This is a genomic window from Geodermatophilus sp. SYSU D00766 (genome assembly GCF_054049915.1).
On record NZ_JBJGYI010000027.1, the window covers coordinates 55,403 to 71,350 of the forward strand.

General features: G+C 77.0%; 12 protein-coding genes. 8 read left to right on the top strand and 4 right to left on the bottom strand.

The window, feature by feature from the left end; all coding sequences use genetic code 11:
• Positions 1 to 12: 12 nt before the first annotated feature.
• Positions 13 to 837, bottom strand: coding sequence for a phytanoyl-CoA dioxygenase family protein (locus ACI8AD_RS17855; protein WP_456871866.1), 825 nt, complete (start codon positions 835 to 837; stop codon positions 13 to 15).
• A 124-nt stretch (positions 838 to 961) separates the two neighbouring features.
• Between ACI8AD_RS17855 and ACI8AD_RS17860 the strand changes: the two genes are divergently transcribed.
• Complete coding sequence (locus ACI8AD_RS17860; protein WP_456871867.1) at positions 962 to 1,795, top strand: helix-turn-helix domain-containing protein; 834 nt, start codon at positions 962 to 964, stop codon at positions 1,793 to 1,795.
• 6 nt (positions 1,796 to 1,801) lie between these two features.
• Here the strand turns inward: ACI8AD_RS17860 and ACI8AD_RS17865 are convergent, their stop codons facing one another.
• Both ACI8AD_RS17865 and ACI8AD_RS17870 read right to left on the bottom strand, forming a co-directional pair.
• Positions 1,802 to 4,867, bottom strand: a complete 3,066-nt coding sequence (locus tag ACI8AD_RS17865; RefSeq protein ID WP_456871868.1) for an alpha-mannosidase — start codon at positions 4,865 to 4,867, stop codon at positions 1,802 to 1,804.
• A 45-nt stretch (positions 4,868 to 4,912) separates the two neighbouring features.
• A complete protein-coding gene (locus ACI8AD_RS17870; protein WP_456871869.1) occupies positions 4,913 to 5,809 on the bottom strand; it encodes a helix-turn-helix domain-containing protein in 897 nt (298 codons plus the stop codon).
• A gap of 55 nt (positions 5,810 to 5,864) precedes the next feature.
• On the opposite strand from ACI8AD_RS17870, the gene ACI8AD_RS17875 reads away from it, so the two are divergent.
• Positions 5,865 to 6,722, top strand: a complete 858-nt coding sequence (locus ACI8AD_RS17875) for a phytanoyl-CoA dioxygenase family protein (RefSeq protein ID WP_456871870.1) — start codon at positions 5,865 to 5,867, stop codon at positions 6,720 to 6,722.
• Here the strand turns inward: ACI8AD_RS17875 and ACI8AD_RS17880 are convergent.
• Positions 6,712 to 9,153 carry a glycoside hydrolase family 31 protein gene (locus tag ACI8AD_RS17880; RefSeq protein WP_456871871.1) on the bottom strand — a complete coding sequence of 814 codons (2,442 nt, stop codon included), beginning with the start codon at positions 9,151 to 9,153 and terminating at the stop codon, positions 6,712 to 6,714. The genes ACI8AD_RS17875 and ACI8AD_RS17880 overlap by 11 nt on opposite strands.
• Before the next feature lie 66 nt (positions 9,154 to 9,219).
• Between ACI8AD_RS17880 and ACI8AD_RS17885 the strand changes: the two genes are divergently transcribed.
• The 6 genes from ACI8AD_RS17885 to ACI8AD_RS17910 all read left to right on the top strand — a co-directional run bounded on the left by ACI8AD_RS17885 (position 9,220) and on the right by ACI8AD_RS17910 (position 15,651).
• A complete protein-coding gene (locus tag ACI8AD_RS17885) occupies positions 9,220 to 10,785 on the top strand; it encodes an alpha-amylase family glycosyl hydrolase (RefSeq protein ID WP_456871872.1) in 1,566 nt (521 codons plus the stop codon).
• On the top strand, positions 10,782 to 12,254 hold the full coding sequence (locus ACI8AD_RS17890; RefSeq protein ID WP_456871873.1) for a gamma-glutamyltransferase: 1,473 nt from the start codon (positions 10,782 to 10,784) through the stop codon (positions 12,252 to 12,254). Before ACI8AD_RS17885 ends, ACI8AD_RS17890 begins: the two co-directional genes overlap by 4 nt.
• A 20-nt stretch (positions 12,255 to 12,274) precedes the next feature.
• Complete coding sequence (locus tag ACI8AD_RS17895) at positions 12,275 to 13,507, top strand: M20 family metallopeptidase (protein WP_456871874.1); 1,233 nt, start codon at positions 12,275 to 12,277, stop codon at positions 13,505 to 13,507.
• An 11-nt stretch (positions 13,508 to 13,518) separates the two neighbouring features.
• Positions 13,519 to 14,274 carry a sulfite exporter TauE/SafE family protein gene (locus ACI8AD_RS17900; RefSeq protein ID WP_456871875.1) on the top strand — a complete coding sequence of 252 codons (756 nt, stop codon included), beginning with the start codon at positions 13,519 to 13,521 and terminating at the stop codon, positions 14,272 to 14,274.
• Between the two features lie 134 nt (positions 14,275 to 14,408).
• Entirely contained in the window at positions 14,409 to 14,603 is a 195-nt protein-coding gene (locus tag ACI8AD_RS17905; RefSeq protein WP_456871876.1) for a hypothetical protein, read from the top strand.
• A gap of 118 nt (positions 14,604 to 14,721) precedes the next feature.
• Positions 14,722 to 15,651: an alpha/beta hydrolase gene (locus tag ACI8AD_RS17910; RefSeq protein ID WP_456871877.1), complete on the top strand. Its 930-nt coding sequence runs from the start codon at positions 14,722 to 14,724 to the stop codon at positions 15,649 to 15,651.
• The last annotated feature ends 297 nt before the right edge of the window (positions 15,652 to 15,948 follow it).

The window sequence follows — 15,948 nt, forward strand, 5'->3', positions numbered from 1 at the left end:
GGGGCGCACCGGTCAGGCCGGCAGCCGCGGGTTGAGCTCCCCGCCGACGGGGTCCCCGGGAGCGTGGCCGGGCAGCCACGTGGCCAGGTCGGCGGCCTGGTCGCGGTTGGCGGGCTCGGCCACCCCCAAGCCGTCGGCCACGTAGATGACCGTCATGACCTCGCGCAGGACGGCGCTGGTGTTGGGGCGGGCGCGGTGCAGCGTCCAGCCGAGGTGGAAGGTCGCGTCGCCGGCGCGCACCGGGCCGTGCTCCACCACCGGGTACTCCCCCCGGGACAGCAGCTCGGTGAAGAAGTCGTCGGAGGCGTCGGAGATGACGTGCTCGCCGAGCGCGCGGCGGCGGTGCGAGCCGCTGGCGAAGGACAGCCCGCCCATGTCCTCGGCGACGTCGACCAGCGGCATCCACATGGTGACGGTCAGGTCGGTGTCGAACGGCCAGTACAGCGCGTCCTGGTGCCAGGGCGTCGGGCCGCCGCCGGCCTCCTTGTACAGCGCCTGGTCGTGGTAGAGCCGCACCCCGTCGGCGCCGAGCAGGCGGGCGGCGACCCCGGCGAACCGCGCCGCGGTGACGAACCGGGCCACCCCGGCGTCCTGCCGCCACAGGTTCGGCACCTGCAGGAACGCCCGGCCGTAGGTGTCGCGCTCCTCGAGCGGCCGGGTCTCGGTGGCGTGCCGGCGGGTCGCCTCGGAGACCACCTCCCGGTACGGGGCCACCTCCTCGGGCGAGGCCAGTCCGCGCACCAGGACGTGCCCGTCCCGCGCGAACGCGGCCGCGGTGTCGTCGTCGACGGGGTGCGGGTTGCGCAGGTCGGGCAGCTGCGCGGTGGGCAGGGTCATCTCGGCTCCTCGGGGCTGCGGGGGGACGCGGCGGACGCCGTCGCGGGAGGGACGCTAGGGACGGCACCGCCGACCGGCCGGGAACGCCGTGGCGCCCCGTGCACCGGGTGGTAGGGGGCCGCGCGTGGACACCGGGCGGGCGCAGGTCAGCCACCGCGCCGCGCCGCCGGGGCGGCTGGGCCGGGTGCGCAACGCGGGCCGGATCGAGGGCGGGCGCGGGATCCCCCTGCCGGGCCTGCGCCGCTTCGACGGGTACGCGCTGATGCTGGTGTTCGGCGGGGGCGGCCGGTACCGCGACCGGGAGCACGACCTGCCCCTGGTCCCGGGCGACCTGGTCGAGGTGCTGCCCGGCCGCCCGCACTGGTACGGGTGCACCGGGCCCGGCCGGTGGGACGAGGTGCACCTGGTGTTCGAGGGGCCGGTCTTCGACCTGTGCCTGCAGCAGGGGCTGCTGGGTGCCGGCCGGCCGGTGCACCGGCTCGCGCCGGTGGAGTGGTGGCTGTCCCGGCTGGACGGGTTCCGCACCCGGCGCCCCCCGCTGGGCGCCGCCGGGGTCGACGACGAGGTCTGCGACGTGCTGCGGCTGCTCGCCGAGCTCGCCGCCCGGCGGTCCGGCCCCGCGGCCGACGGCGGCCCCGGCGGGTGGCTGGCCCGGTCCCGGGCCCGGCTCGCGGCCGACCTGTCCGAGCCGCTGGCGCTCGCGGACGTGGCCGCCGAGGTGGGCCTGGGGTACGAGTCGTGGCGCAAGCGCTTCCAGGCAGAGACCGGGGTCCCCCCGGCCCGCTACCGGGCGCAGCGGCGGATCGAGGCGGCGGCGGAGCTGCTGCGCCGCACGTCGCTGGGCAACCGCGAGATCGCCGCCAGCCTCGGCTTCAGCGACGAGCACCACCTCGCCCGGCGGTTCCGGGCGGCCACCGGGCGGACCACCGGCGCGTTCCGGCGGGAGTCCGGCGGGTGACGGGGGTCAGCCCCCGGTCACCTCGGTGAAGCGGAGCGTGACGATCTGGAAGGGCCGCACCTCCAGCTCCACCGCGTCCCCGGCGTCCCCGGCGTCTCCGGCGTCCCCGGCGGAGGTGCGGACCGCCCGGGGCGCCACCGCCCGCTCCAGCAGGTCGGTCTCCACCACCCCCGAGCAGCCGAACCCGGGCAGGAGCCGGGTGCGGGTCCGGCGCCCCAGGGCCTCGTAGAGCCGGACGACGACGTCGCCGGACCCGTCCTCGGCGGCCTTGACCGCCTCGACCAGCACGCCCGGGTCCTCGACGCGGACCAGCGGGGCCACCGGCCGGGCGCCGGTCCGGTGCCGCACCGGCTGGTTGAGCCGCTGGCCCTCGGCCACGGCGCCGGCCAGGTCGGTGCCGCACACCAGGGACACCGCCAGGCGGTGCCGCCCCTGGTCGGCCTCCGGGTCGGGGAACCGCGGCGCGCGCAGCAGCGACAGCCGGACCACGGTGGCCGCCGGCCCGTGCCGGTCGGCCCGCTCCCGCCGGATGCCGTGGCCGTAGGTCGAGTCGTTGGCGACGGCCACCCCGAAGCCGGGTTCCCCGACGTGCACCCAGCGGTGCGCGCAGGTCTCGAAGCGCGCGGCGTCCCAGGAGGTGTTCTCGTGCGTCGGCCGGTACACGTGGCCGAACTGGATCTCCGAGGCCGCCCGCTCCGCGTGCACGTCCACCGGGAACTCCAGCGTCAGCAGGCTGCGCCGCTCGTGCCAGTCGACGTCGAGGTGCAGGTCGACCGCGCGCGCCCCGGCGCGCAGCACGGTCTCCTGCCGGACGGTGCTGCTGCCGGTGCTCCTCACGACCTCCACGACGACCGCCTCGTCGTCGGCACGGGTCAGCGCCACGCCGTCGGCCGCCGTCAGGTCCCGGACGCGCCGGTCGACGCTGCGGTCGAGGTCCCAGGCCTCGTACCGGGCCGGCCGGTCGTCGTGCAGCCGCAGCAGGCCGGCGGCCCGCCCCGCCGGGACCAGCTCCCGGTCGAGGGCCAGGTCGCGCACGGAGGTCAGCAGCCCCCGCCCGTCGACCTCGACCCGCAGGACCCCGTTGTCCAGGACCCAGCCGCCGCCGGGGCGCTCGGCCGCGGTGACCGGCGCGGCGGCGTCCGGCTCGGCGGTCGCGACGGACAGGGCCGGGACGCCGGCGAGCGGCACCGGCGCGGAGTTGACCGCCAGGACGACGTCGCCGGTCCCCGTCAGGGCGGCCAGCGACCGCTCGACGACCGCCTCGAGGGCGTCGCGGACGCGGGCGTACCCGGCCTCCGCCTCGCGGTGCACCCAGGCGATCGAGCTGCCCGGCAGGACGTCGTGGAACTGCTGGAGGAGCACGGTGCGCCACGCCTCCTCCAGCTCGCGGGCGGGGTAGGGGATCCCGGCGCGGACCATCGCCGTGGTCGCCCACAGCTCCGCGGCGCGCAGCAGGTGCTCGCTGCGGCGGTTGCCCTGCTTGGTGCGCAGCTGGGAGGTGTAGACGCCCCGGTGGGTCTCCAGGTAGAGCTCGCCGGACCACACCGCCGGCTCGGGCAGCTCGTCCTCGGCCTCGGTGAAGAAGTCGGCGACGGTGCCCAGGCGCACGCGCGGTGAGCCCTCCAGGTCGGCCGTGCGCCGGGCCCGCGCGAGCATCTCCCGGGTCGGCCCGCCGCCGCCGTCGCCGTGCCCGAAGGGCACCAGGGAGGTGCTGCCGTGCCCGGCCTCGCGGTAGTGGCGCTGGGCGCGGGCGAGCTCGGCGGCGGTCAGCTCGGCGCTGTAGGTGTCCACCGGCGGGCAGTGGGTGAACAGCCGCGTGCCGTCGATGCCCTCCCACAGGAACGTCGAGTGCGGCAGCCGGTTCGTGTCGTTCCACGACGGCTTCTGGGTGAGGAACCAGCGGGCGCCCGCGGCCGTGGCGACCTGGGGGAGCGCCGCGCTGTAGCCGAAGGAGTCGGGCAGCCACACGTCCCCGGGCTCGATGCCGAGCTCGGTGAGGAACCACCGCCTGCCCATCACGAACTGGCGGGCCAGGGCCTCCGAGCCCGGCATGTTGGTGTCCGCCTCCACCCACATCCCGCCCACCGGTACGAACCGGCCCTCGGCGGCCCGGGCGGCCATCCGCTCCCAGAGCACCGGGGAGTGCTCCTGCACCCACGCCCACTGCTGGGCCGACGAGCAGGAGAACACCAGGTCCTCGTGCCGGTCGAGGAGGTCGAGCACGTTGGCGAACGTGCGCGCGCACTTGCGGACCGTCTCCCGGACCGGCCACAGCCAGGCGGAGTCGATGTGGGCGTGGCCGGTGGCGAGGACGCGGTGGGCGCTGGCGTGCGCCGGCCGGGCCAGCGCCGGGGCCAGCGCGGCGCGGGCGTCGGCCGCCGTCCCGTGCACGTCGTCCGGGTCGAGCCGGTCCACCGCCCGCTGCAGGGCGCTCAGCAGCTCGGCCCGGCGCGGGAGGTCGGCCGGGATCTCGTCGGCCAGGCCGGCCAGCACCTCGACGTCGTGCAGCAGCTCCGCGACCTCGACGGCGCGCACCGCGACGTCGGCCCGGCGCAGGACGTGGAGCGGCTCGGGCGGCGCGGTGGCGAGGTCGCCGTAGGGCGTCGGGTGCCACGACCAGGTCTCGGTGACCACGGGGTTGGCGGCCGCCTCCAGGTAGACGTCGACCCGCCCGTCGGCGTCCTCGACGGGCAGCCAGCGGCTGCGTGGCTGGACCGCCTTCAGCACCGACCCGTCCGGCCGGTGGGCCAGTCCCTCCGCCTGCCCGTCGGGCATCCCGGCCCGGAAGCCGAGGTCGACCACGACCTCCACGGCCTCGCCGCGCGACCACCAGGCCCCGGGCACCTCCCCGGTGAGGTGGAACCAGACGGTGCTCCAGGGGCGCCCCCACGGGGTGCCCACGCCGACGGGCTCGTACCGCTGCCGGCGGGCCTCGGCGAAGGGCACCGGCTCGCCGGGCGCGGGCCAGGCGGCCACGTCCAGGGGCCGTCGCTCCCGGTACAGGTTCGGCAGCAGCAGCTCCTCGACGACGCGGGCCAGGCGCCCGCGGTCGGTGGCCTCGGAGTCGTGCACGGTCTGTCCTCCGTGGTGGTCGACGGTCCGGTGCGGCGGGTCCCCTCACCCCGCGCGGGAGCGGCGGCGCCACCTGCTCGGCGACGTCCCCAGCACCCGGGTGAAGGTGCGTCCCAGCTGGGCGGAGGAGGAGAAGCCGACCTCGGCGGCCACCTCCGCCACCGAGCGGTCCGTCGTCCGCAGCAGCTCCGCGGCGCGCTCCACGCGGCGTTCGAGGAGGTAGCTGTAGGGCGGCTGGCCCACCTCGGCGGTGAACAGCTCGGCGAGGCGGGCGCGGGACACCGCGCAGGCGGCCGCCAGCTCGGCCAGCCGCCAGGGGCGGTCGTAGGCGTCGTCGAGGAGCCGGCGGGCCCGCGCGACCACCGGCGAGCGCGGCACGCGCAGGCGGGCCGCGCCGTTCCCGAGCAGGCAGCGCGCGGCCTCCACCACCAGCAGGTCGAGGGCGGCCTCCAGCGCGATCTCGCCGTGGTCGCGGTGCTCGGTGACCTCCCGGACCAGCGTGCGGAGGGGAGCGGTGAGCGACGCGCCGCCGGGCGTCCAGAGGGTGCGGGCCGGCCAGAGGCCGGCCAGCGCCGGACGGCGGCGACCGACCGCCTCGGCGTCGAAGGCGGCGTAGGCGAAGTGGTGCCGCCCGCCGCTGCGCGCGCGGGGCACCGTGCGGTGGCGGGTGCCCGGCGGGACGGCGACCAGCCAGCCGGGCGCCAGCTGCAGGTCCTGCCCGCCGACCTCCCACCGCGAGGCGCCGTGCAGCTGCAGGAACAGCTCCCAGCCCCGGTGCTCGTGGTCGGCCACGGCGAACCGGTCGCCGACCCAGTTCTCCCCGGCGTGCAGCAGCCCGCTCGGCTCGCCGTCGGTCTCGGCGTGCACTCCGGTCTCGGTGCCGCGCGGCAGCCACAGCCGCCAGCCGGCGCCGTCCCCGCGGGGGGCCGGAGCATCCGGCACGGACGCCGGACGATCGCGCACACCCGGCGCGGGCCGGCTGCCTAGCGTCGGTCCCATGACCACCTCACCGACCGCGTCCGACGTCCGACTGCCCACCGACGACGAGATCGCCGCCTACGTCCGCGACGGCGTCGTCGTCGTCCGCGGGCTGGTGCCCGCCGGCGTGCTCGACGCGGCCGAGCGCGGCATGGCCCGCTTCTACGCCGGCGACGTGGACGCCCCGTTCCCCGGCCGCACCCGCTACGACTCCTGCGACTGGCGTCCCGAGCACGGGGACGGGCTGCGCAAGAACGACTACACCTCCCGCACGGTCACCGAGCTGGCCACGCTGGTCGAGTGGCCCGGCATCGGCGCCTTCGCCGCCGCCCTGGCCGGCGTGCCGGCCATCCGGCTGTTCCACGACCAGCTGCTGTACAAGCCCGGCAGCCTGGGCGACGACAGCGGCAACGTCGGCTGGCACACCGACCGCCAGTACTGGCAGGCGTGCACCAGCGAGCGGATGCTCACCTGCTGGGTGCCCTTCTCCGACTGCACCGAGGCGGTGGGCGGGATCGCCTTCGTCCCGGGCAGCCACCGCTGGCCCGAGCAGCGGGGCCTGGACTTCTTCGCGTCCGACCTGGCCGCCCAGCAGGCCGCCATGGCCGCCGCCGGTCACGAGGTCCGCGTGGTCGTGCCCGACCTGCGGCGCGGCGACGTCACGTTCCACCACTGCCGGACGGTGCACGGCAGCGGCCCCAACCGCACCGCGGACCCCCGTCGCTCGATGGCGATCCACCTGCAGCCCGCGGACAACCGGCGGGTTGCCGACCCGGCGGCCTACCACCGCAACGACGAGCTCGTCCGGGTCGTCGACGGCCGGCCGGACTACACCGACCCGCGGATCTGCCCGGTCCTCTGGCCGGTCAGCGGGTGAGCAGCACACGCGCGCCCGACCCGGCGTCCACGGGGACGGCGACGCCGCCGGGGACCGCGCGTGGCGGGCCGGCGCCGGTGGCCCGGGTGAACGGTCCGGCGCCGAGCACCACCAGCTCCACGGGGACGTCGACCGGGCCCACGGTCACCTCCACGGCGTCGCCGTCGGAGCGGTGGGCCACCCGGGTCCGGCCCGCACCGGTGTCGACCTCGTACTCGCCCTCGGAGGACGGCGCCGCCAGCAGCAGGGTCAGCGGGCCGTCGACCTGCTCGTCGACGTGCTGGCGGACCGGTCCCAGGGGCAGCACGGTGTCGCCGCGCACCCACATCGGGACGACGTCCAGCGGCGCGTCCACGGTCCGGAAACCGCCGCCGTCGGTGACCTCGCCGGTGAACGGCGCCACCCACGTGCCCGGCGGCAGGTACACGCGGCGGGAGCGGGCGCCCTCCTCGAGCAGGGGGGCGACGAGCAGGCGGTCGCCGAGCAGGTACTGGTCGTCGACGCCGGCGCTCCCCGGGTCCTCGGGGAACTCCAGCAGCAGCGGCCGCACCACGGGCAGGCTGGTGCGCCCGGCGGCCACCGACTCGGTCCACAGGTAGGGCAGCAGCCGGTACCGCAGCTCGACGAACCGGCGCACCACCGCCTCGACCTCCTCGCCGAACTCCCACGGCTCGCGGGGCGGGGTCCCGTGGGCCCGCGCGTGCGAGGAGAGCAGGCCCAGCTGCGCCCAGCGGACGTAGAGCTCCCCGTCGGGCAGGCCCGAGAACCCGCCGATGTCGTGGGCGTAGAAGGGGAAGCCGGACAGGCCCATCGACAGCGTGGCGCGCAGCACGCACGGCAGGTCCTCGAACCGGGCCACGCCGTCGCCGGACCAGTGCACCGGGTACCGCTGCGAGCCCGCCCAGCCGGCCCGCGCCCAGAGCACCGCCTCGCCCTCGCCGCGCGCGGCGACCGAGGCGTCCCAGACCGCCTGCTGGTAGAGCAGCGGGTAGAGGTTGCGCGCGGCGGTGGGCGAGGCGCCGGCGTAGCGGGCCTGCGGGGGAGCGCCCTCGCCGTAGTCGACCTTGATGGCGGCCACGCCCGCGGCGAACAGCGCCGCGAGCTTGCCCTGGTACCAGGCGACCGCCTCGGGGTCGGTGAAGTCGACGAAGCCGGCGTCCTCGCCGTAGCCCCCGGCGTAGGTGTAGGTGTGCCCGCTGCTGCGCCGGGCCAGGTACCCGCCCTCGACGCCCTCGTCGAACAGCGGGGAGGCGACGTTGTAGTTGGGCCACTGCCACAGCGAGACCCGGAAGCCCTGCTCGGCGAGCCGGGCGCACATGCCGGCCGGGTCGGGGAAGCGCTCGGGGGAGAACGCCAGGTCGCAGGTGTAGTCCTTCGCGAACCAGCCGGTGTCGACGTGGATGACGTCGCAGGGGATCCGGTGCTGGCGCAGCCGCGCCGCCACCTCCTCGACCTCCTCCTGCGAGGAGTAGGTGATCCGCGACATCCACAGCCCCAGGCTCCACCGCGGCGGCACGGCCGGGGCGCCGGTCAGGGCGGTGTAGCGGGGGAGCGCCTCGCGCGCGGTCCGCGCCGCGACGACGAACAGGTCGAGCTCGGCGGTGTCCTCGGCGACCACCGAGAGGGCCGAGTGCTCGAGGTCGCCGACCCGGAAGGCCAGCGGCTGGGTCGTGTGGACGAACAACCCGTAGCCGCGGCTGCTCCAGTACCAGGGGACCTGCTTGTAGGCCGCGGGGCTGGCGTTGGAGAAGGCCTCCTGGATCCACAGCCGCTGGCTCGTGCCGACCCTGTCGAAGCGGCCGAAGCCCTCGCCGAACCCGTGCACCCGCTCGTCGTGGCGCAGGTCGAAGGAGGCGAAGGCCGCCGTCCGGTCGCCGTCGCGGGTGCAGCCGAGGGGATAGGCGTACCGGTGGAGGAAAAGCCACCGCTGCTCGGCGGGGCTCCACTGCCGCTCGGGCCGGCGCAACCCGGGGATGTCGACCGGCTTCGTGCCCCACAGCAGCGCCCCGCCGCGGTCGCGCACCTCCAGCCGCCACGGCTCGCGCACGACGACGACGTCGACCGCCGCGGTGCTCAGCACGAGCCGGTCGGCCTCCTCGCGGACCTCCAGGGGGACCTCGGCGTCGGGGTGCCCGGTGAGCACCGGTGAGGGCGGCTCGGCGTCGGGGAGCCCGTCGGGCAGGTACCGGACGCGCACCACGTGCGGTGTCCAGACGTCGAGCCGCACCGTCACGTCCCGGCCGGGGACGGGCGGGGAGAGGACGGTCTCGGCGACGGTGCCGTAGTAGTCCTGCAGCTCGGGCTCGTGTCGGTCGGTGCCGCACCGCAGCGTCAGCCCCCGCGGGTCGGCCTGCGCGTCCAGCAGGCGGGCGACCAGCTCGACCGGCCGGGGCGCGCCCAGGAAGGGCGCCAGCTCGTAGGTACGGGCCATGGACGGACCTCCCTTGTCGGTGCTGGATAAGATATACAGGACGACGGCACCGAGTGAGGAGGGGACGTGGACAGGACCGACGCGGAGCAGCCGTGGTGGCGGGAGGCCGTCGTCTACGAGGTCTACGTCCGCAGCTTCGCCGACGGCGACGGGGACGGGGTCGGCGACCTGGCCGGCGCCCGCGCCCGCCTGCCGCACCTCGCCGACCTGGGGGTCGATGCGGTGTGGCTGACGCCGTTCTACCGCTCGCCCATGGCCGACGGCGGCTACGACGTGGCCGACCACTGCGACGTCGACCCGCTCTTCGGGGACCTCGCCGACCTCGACGCCCTCCTCGCCGACGCCCACTCCCTGGGCCTGCGGGTGCTGGTGGACGTCGTGCCGAACCACAGCTCCGTCGAGCACCCGTGGTTCGCCGAGGCGCGCGCGGCCGCCCCGGGCAGCGCGGCGCGGGCGCGCTACGTGTTCCGCCCCGGCCGTGGCGCCGCGGGGGAGCTGCCGCCCAACAACTGGCGGTCGGACTTCGGCGGGCCGGCGTGGACGCGGTTGCCCGACGGCGCGTGGTACCTGCACCTGTTCGCCCCGGAGCAGGCCGACTTCGACTGGTCGCACCCCGACGTCGGCCGGCACTTCGAGCACGTCCTGCGCTTCTGGCTCGACCGCGGGGTCGACGGCTTCCGGATCGACGTCGCCCACGGGCTGGTCAAGGACCCGGACCTCCCCGACGCGCCGGACTCAGCGGACCGGCCCGGCGGGCTGTACCTGCCCCAGGGCCCGCAGTGGGACCAGCCCGGCGTCCACGACGTGTACCGGGCCTGGCGGCGCCTGCTGGAGGAGTACCCCGGGGAGCGCACGGCCATCGGCGAGGCCTGGGTCGCCGACGCCGCGGCCATGAGCCGCTACGTCCGCCCGGACGAGCTGCACCAGGTCTTCGACTTCGCCTTCCTGCAGGCGCCCTGGGACGCGGCGGCCCTGCGCGCGGCCGTGACCCGGTCCCTGGCGGCCGTCCGCGAGGTCGGCGCACCGGCGACCTGGGTGCTCAACAACCACGACGTGGCCCGGACGCCGACCCGCCTCGGCGGGGGAGCGGCCGGCCTGCGGCGCGCCCGGGCGGCCGCCCTGCTCGTGCTCGCGCTGCCCGGCTCGGCGTACCTCTACCAGGGCGAGGAGCTCGGGCTGCCCGACGTCGACCTCCCCGACGACGCGCTGCGCGACCCGGTGTGGGAGCGCTCCGGGCACACCCGCCGCGGCCGGGACGGCTGCCGCGTGCCGCTGCCCTGGTCGCGCTCCGGCCCGTCGTTCGGCTTCGGGTCCGGCGCGCCGCCCTGGCTGCCCGTGCCGGACGGGTGGGGGGAGTGCTCGGTCGAGGCGCAGACGGGGCGGGACGGCAGCACGCTGGAGCTGTACCGCAGCGCGCTCGCCCTGCGCCGGCGGCACCTGGTGCCGGCCGGCCCCGGGATCGAGTGGGTCGACGCCGGCGACGACGTCCTCGCGCTGCGCCGGGGCGACGTGCTGTGCGTCGTGAACCTGGGCGCCGGGCAGCTGCCCGACCCGGCGGGCGCGCGGCTGCTGCTGTCCAGCGAGCGCACCCCGGGCGGGCCCGACACGGCGGCCTGGTGGGAGCTGACGTGACCGACCGCCGGACCACCGCCGACGGGACCGGGGGCGCGGTGGCCACCGCCCACCCGCTGGCCACCGGTGCCGCGATCTCCGCGCTCGCCGACGGCGGCAGCGCGGTCGACGCCGCCGTCTGCGCCCAGGCGGTGCTGTGCGTCACCTCGCCCCAGGCGTGCGGCGTCGGCGGGGACGTGCTGGCGCTGGTCTGCGAGCCGTGCGGGCGGGTGCGCGCGGTTAACGGCACGGGCCGGTCGGCGGCCGGCTCCGACACCGCGCTGCACACGCAGGGCGGGGCCAGCGTCACGGTGCCCGGGATCGTCGACGGGTGGGCCCGGCTGCACGAGCGCTGGGGGCGCCTGCCGTGGCGGCGCGTGTTCGCCCCCGCGCTGACCCTCGCCGCCGACGGCGTGGCGGTCGACGACGACCTGGCGCGCGCCGCGGAGGTCCACCGGCCCCGGCTGGAGCGGGGCGGCGGTGCGGGCTGGTCGCTGCTGCAGCGGCCTGCGCACTGGCGGCAGCCGGAGCTCGCGGAGCTGCTGGAGCGCCTCGCGGTGCGGGGCGCGCCGGCGTTCTACGGCGGTGAGGTGGCCGCGGCGCTCGCGGCCGCCGTGCGCGCCGACGGCGGGTGGCTCGCCGAGGAGGACCTCGCCGCCCACCGGACGCGGGTCGGCCGGCCGGTGTCGGTGGCCTGGCACGGCGGGACCGTGCACGTCCAGCCGCCCTCCAGCCAGGGGGTCCTCCTGGCGCTCGCCCTCGACGCGGTGGAGCGACGGCTCCCGGCCGCCGCGGCCGCCCTGCTCGGTGGACCGGGCCGCGACCACGTGCTGGTCGAGGTGACCCAGGCGGCCTTCGCCCACCGGGACGCGTGCGCGGACCCCGCGGCGGTGCTGGCCGCCGAGGTGATCCTCGACGCCGAGCGCGCGTCGGGCCGCGGCGGGCCGAGGGCCTACCTGCACACCGCGGGCGTCGCCGTCGCCGACGCGGACGGGCTGGTCGTCAGCTCGCTGGTGAGCGTCTTCGACGACTTCGGCGCCGGCACCTTCGTGCCGCGCTTCGGCTTCGCGCTCAACAACCGCGCCGGCGGGTTCACCGCCGGCGCCAACCGGCCCCGGCCCGCGGCGTTCCCGGTGCACACCCTGGCGCCGGCCCTGCACGTCGGGCCCGAGGGCGCGCTCGGCCTGGCCACCCCCGGCGCGGACGGGCAGGTGCAGACCCTGCTGCAGGTGCTCGCCCGCCGCCGCTACGACGGCGCCTCCGTGGCCGGGGCCGTCGCGGCGCCCCGCTGGCGCGGCGAGGACGGCGCCCTGCTCCTCGAGGAGGGCCACCCCGCCGCCGACGACCTCCGCGCCCGGGGCCACCGCGTCGTCCCCCTGCCGCCGGGCGACGACCGCTTCGGCGCCGTCGTGGCCGTCTCCGCGGCGCCCGGAGCCGGCACCTCGGCCGTCGCCGACTGGCGACGGCGCACCACCGCTGCCGCACTCTGACGACCCGTTCCGGAGGAACCGTGCCCGTGCCCACGATCGAGGAGCTGCGCTCCGCCGTCGAGCGCGACCGGGAGGACCTGGTCGGCTACTGCGCCGACCTCGTCGCCGCCCCCAGCGTCAACCCGCCGGGGGACACCCGTGGCGTGGCCGGGGTGGTGACGTCCTGGCTGGCCGGGCGCGGCATCGGCTCCCGGCTGGAGGCCTGCGAGCCCACGATGCCGTCGGTGGTCACCGAGCTCGACAGCGGGCGCCCGGGCCCGCACCTAGTGCTCAACGTCCACCTCGACACCATGCCCCCCGGCGTCCTGGCCGAGTGGACCGTGCCGGTCTCCGAGCTGACCCGCCGGGACGGCCGGCTCTACGGGCTGGGCATGGGCAACATGAAGGGGGCGGTCGCGGCCATGTCCTGGGCGCTGGCCACCCTCCGCGACACCGCCGACGCGTGGTCGGGCCGCGTGACGTTCACCGCCGTCGCCGACGAGGTCGTGTTCGGGGACAACGGCGCGGCGTTCCTGCTCCGCACCCACCCCGGGTTCCTGGGCGACGCCCTGTTGTGCGGCGAGGGACCCGGCTTCCGGCGGGTGGCGGTCGCCGAGAAGGGGGTCCTCTGGCTCCGCGTCGAGGTCCGCGCCGAGGGCGGGCACTCCTCGGCCGTGCGGCCGGGACGCTCGGCCGCCGCGGTCGTCGCCGAGTGCGTCCGCCGGCTCGACGCGCTCACCGGGCGGGCGGTGGTCCCGCCGCCCGGCCTCGCCGAGGTCGCGCGCGAGGGGGACCCCGGGGTGCTGCTCTCGGTCAACGTCGGCCGGGTCGAGGCCGGCACCTTCGTCGGCCAGATCGCCACCTCGGCCTCCGCCGAGGTGGACCTCCGGCTGCCCCCGGGCCTCGGCGCCGACGAGGCCGAGGACCTGGTGCGCGAGCTGCTCGCCGACCTCCCCGGGACGACGGTGGACCGGATGAAGGGCTGGGACGCGAACGGGACGGCGGTCGGGTCCCCGTTCGTGCAGCACTTCGCCACCGCCGTCCGCCGGCTGCGGGGCACCGAGCCCGAGTACGCCGTCCGGCTGCCGGCCAGTGACGCGAGCCGGTGGCGGTCGCAGGGCGTGCCGGCCATCTGCTACGGGCCGCAGCCGACGCTGTCGGCCGGGGTGGACGACCACGCCGAGGAGCAGGAGGTGCTCGACGCCGCGGTGCTCTACGCCGCGACCGCGCTGGCCTTCCTGCAGCCGGGGCCGACGTCGGCCGCGCGACCGTAGGCGCACCGCCGGTGTCGGTCGCCGACCTGCTCGTCGTCGCCGTGGTCGCCCTGCTGGCCGGGGGCGTCAACTCGGTCGCGGGCGGCGGGTCGCTGATCCTCTTCCCGACGCTGGTCGGGCTGGGCCTGGACCCGGTCGCGGCGAACGTCACCAACTCGGTGGCGCAGTGGCCGGGCTACCTCGGCGGGGTCGCCGGCTTCCGCCGGGAGTACACCGGCCAGCGCGATCGCCTGGTCCGCCTCGGGGTGGTGGCGCTCCTCGGCGGCACGACCGGCAGCGTCCTGCTGCTGACGACGCCGTCGGAGGCGTTCGACGTCGTCGTGCCGGTGCTCGTGCTGCTCGCCAGCCTCCTCGTGGGGTGCCAGCCGCTGCTGAACCGGCGCCTGCGGCGCGCCGAGGACCAGGCTCCCCGCCGGGACCCGGCCTGGCTGTACGTCCTGCTGTTCCTCGCCACCGTCTACGGCGGGTACTTCGGCGGCGCGCTGGGCGTGATCCTCGTCGGGGTGCTCGGCCTCGCGCTGCACCGGCTGCGGCTGGCCAACGCGCTGAAGTCGGCGCTGTCCGCGGTCACCGCGACCGTCAGCCTCCTCGTCTTCGCGGTCTTCGGCGACGTGCACTGGGGCGTGGTCGCGGTGGCCGCCCCGGCCAGCCTGGCCGGCGGCTTCCTGGGCGCCCACGTCGCCGGCCGCATCCCGACGACGCCGCTGCGGGTGTTCATCGTCTGCTTCGGTGTCGCCGTCTCGGCGTACCTGTTCACCCGGATCTGAGGAGCGGCTCTCGCCGGGTCCCGCGGCGAGGAGGAGGGTCTAGGCTCGGTCCCTGCGTCCTCCGCGGTGGGGAGGGACCGGCCGGGTGCACCCCGGCCGGCGGTCCCGCCGGCCGAGCACCCGGGGAGTCCCCGATGCACCTGAGCCGAACGGTCGTCACCCGCCAGCACGTCGTGGACCTGCTGCGGCGCGTGCACCTCCCCCCGGAGCAGGAGGCCCGCCTGCTCGCCCTGCCCTACCCGGTCGACTTCGCCGTCGCGGCGGCGGCCTTCGAGTCGGCCGGCGTCACCCTGGACACGCTGACCGACCGGATGGGCGGCAGCCCCTGACCGCGGCCGGTACGCCGCCCCGGCGGCCGTCGCCGGCGTCCACCCCGCCTCGCCGAGCCGGCGAGCGGGCCCGCACGACGCGTCGGGCGACGCGCGCCCGACCGGGGAGGAGTCCGTCATGACCTCGGTGTCCGAGCGGGAGGCGCAGGAGATCCGGGCGGCCAACGCCTCCGGCGCCACCCCGGTCGTCCTCGTCCACGGCCTGTGGCTGCTCCCGAGCAGTTGGGCGCCCTGGGTGGAGTTCCTCCAGGCCGCCGGTCACCCGACGCTGACGCCGGACTGGCCGGACGACCCCGAGACGGTGGAGCAGGCCCGGGCGGACCCGGACGTCCTCGCCCGGAAGTCCCTGCGGCAGATCGCCGACCACACCGCCGAGGTCGTCGGGGCCCTGGACCGGCGGCCGGTGGTCATGGGGCACTCGACCGGGGGGCTGCTGGCGCAGGTGCTCGCCGGCCGGGGCCTGTCGGCGGTCACCGTGGCGATCGACCCCGGGGTGTTCCGCGGCGTCCTCCCCCTCCCGGTCTCCGTGCTCCGGGGGGTCGGCCCGTTCCTGGTCGATCCGCGCACCCGCAGCCGCGCGATCACGCTGACGTTCGACCAGTTCCGCTACGGCTGGGCGAACGCGCTCGACGAGGACGAGGCGAGGGAGCTCTACGACCGCCACCACGTCGCCGGCTCCGGGCTCGCGCTCGTCCAGATGGCCAACGCCAACCTCAACCCGTGGACGCAGGCCAGGGTCGACACCAGGAACCCCGACCGCGGGCCGCTGCTGATCATCGACGGGGAGCGGGACCACACGGTGCCGTGGGCGATCGCGCACGCGGCCTACCAGCGGCAGCGGCACAACCCCGCCGTGACCGAGATCGTGGAGGTCCCCGGCCGGGGGCACTCCCTCACGATCGACTCCGGCTGGGGCGACGTCGCCCGGACGGCGCTCGACTTCGTCGAGCGGGCCCTGCAGGGCGACGGGGAGCGGGACCGGCCGCGATCCCTCCGGACGCGGCGGTCGGGTGCCGCGGGGACGACGCCGGCAGGCCCACCCGGCTGACCCCCCGGCGGCAGGCCGTCCGTGCGCCCCCGGACACGCCCGCCTCGGGTCCCGCGCCCGTGGGTCGACCAGGGGCATCCCCGGGCGCGAGCAGCGGTTCCGGGCGCGACCGTGGCGTCGGGGGCCACCGCACTCCGACACCGGGAGACGAGATGGGGACCTACACCACGAAGGACGGCGTGGACATCTTCTTCAAGGACTGGGGCGCCGGTCAGCCGGTGGTGTTCAGCCACGGCTGGCCGCTGACCGCCGACGCCTGGGACCCGCAGCTGGACCTGGTCGCCTCGGCCGGGTACC

Coding starts and splice junctions, on each gene's coding strand:
- ACI8AD_RS17855 (WP_456871866.1), bottom strand. CDS start 837: ATGACCCTGCCCACCGCGCAGCTGCCCGACCTGCGCAACCCGCACCCC.
- ACI8AD_RS17875 (WP_456871870.1), top strand. CDS start 5,865: ATGACCACCTCACCGACCGCGTCCGACGTCCGACTGCCCACCGACGAC.
- ACI8AD_RS17880 (WP_456871871.1), bottom strand. CDS start 9,153: ATGGCCCGTACCTACGAGCTGGCGCCCTTCCTGGGCGCGCCCCGGCCG.
- ACI8AD_RS17905 (WP_456871876.1), top strand. CDS start 14,409: ATGCACCTGAGCCGAACGGTCGTCACCCGCCAGCACGTCGTGGACCTG.
- ACI8AD_RS17910 (WP_456871877.1), top strand. CDS start 14,722: ATGACCTCGGTGTCCGAGCGGGAGGCGCAGGAGATCCGGGCGGCCAAC.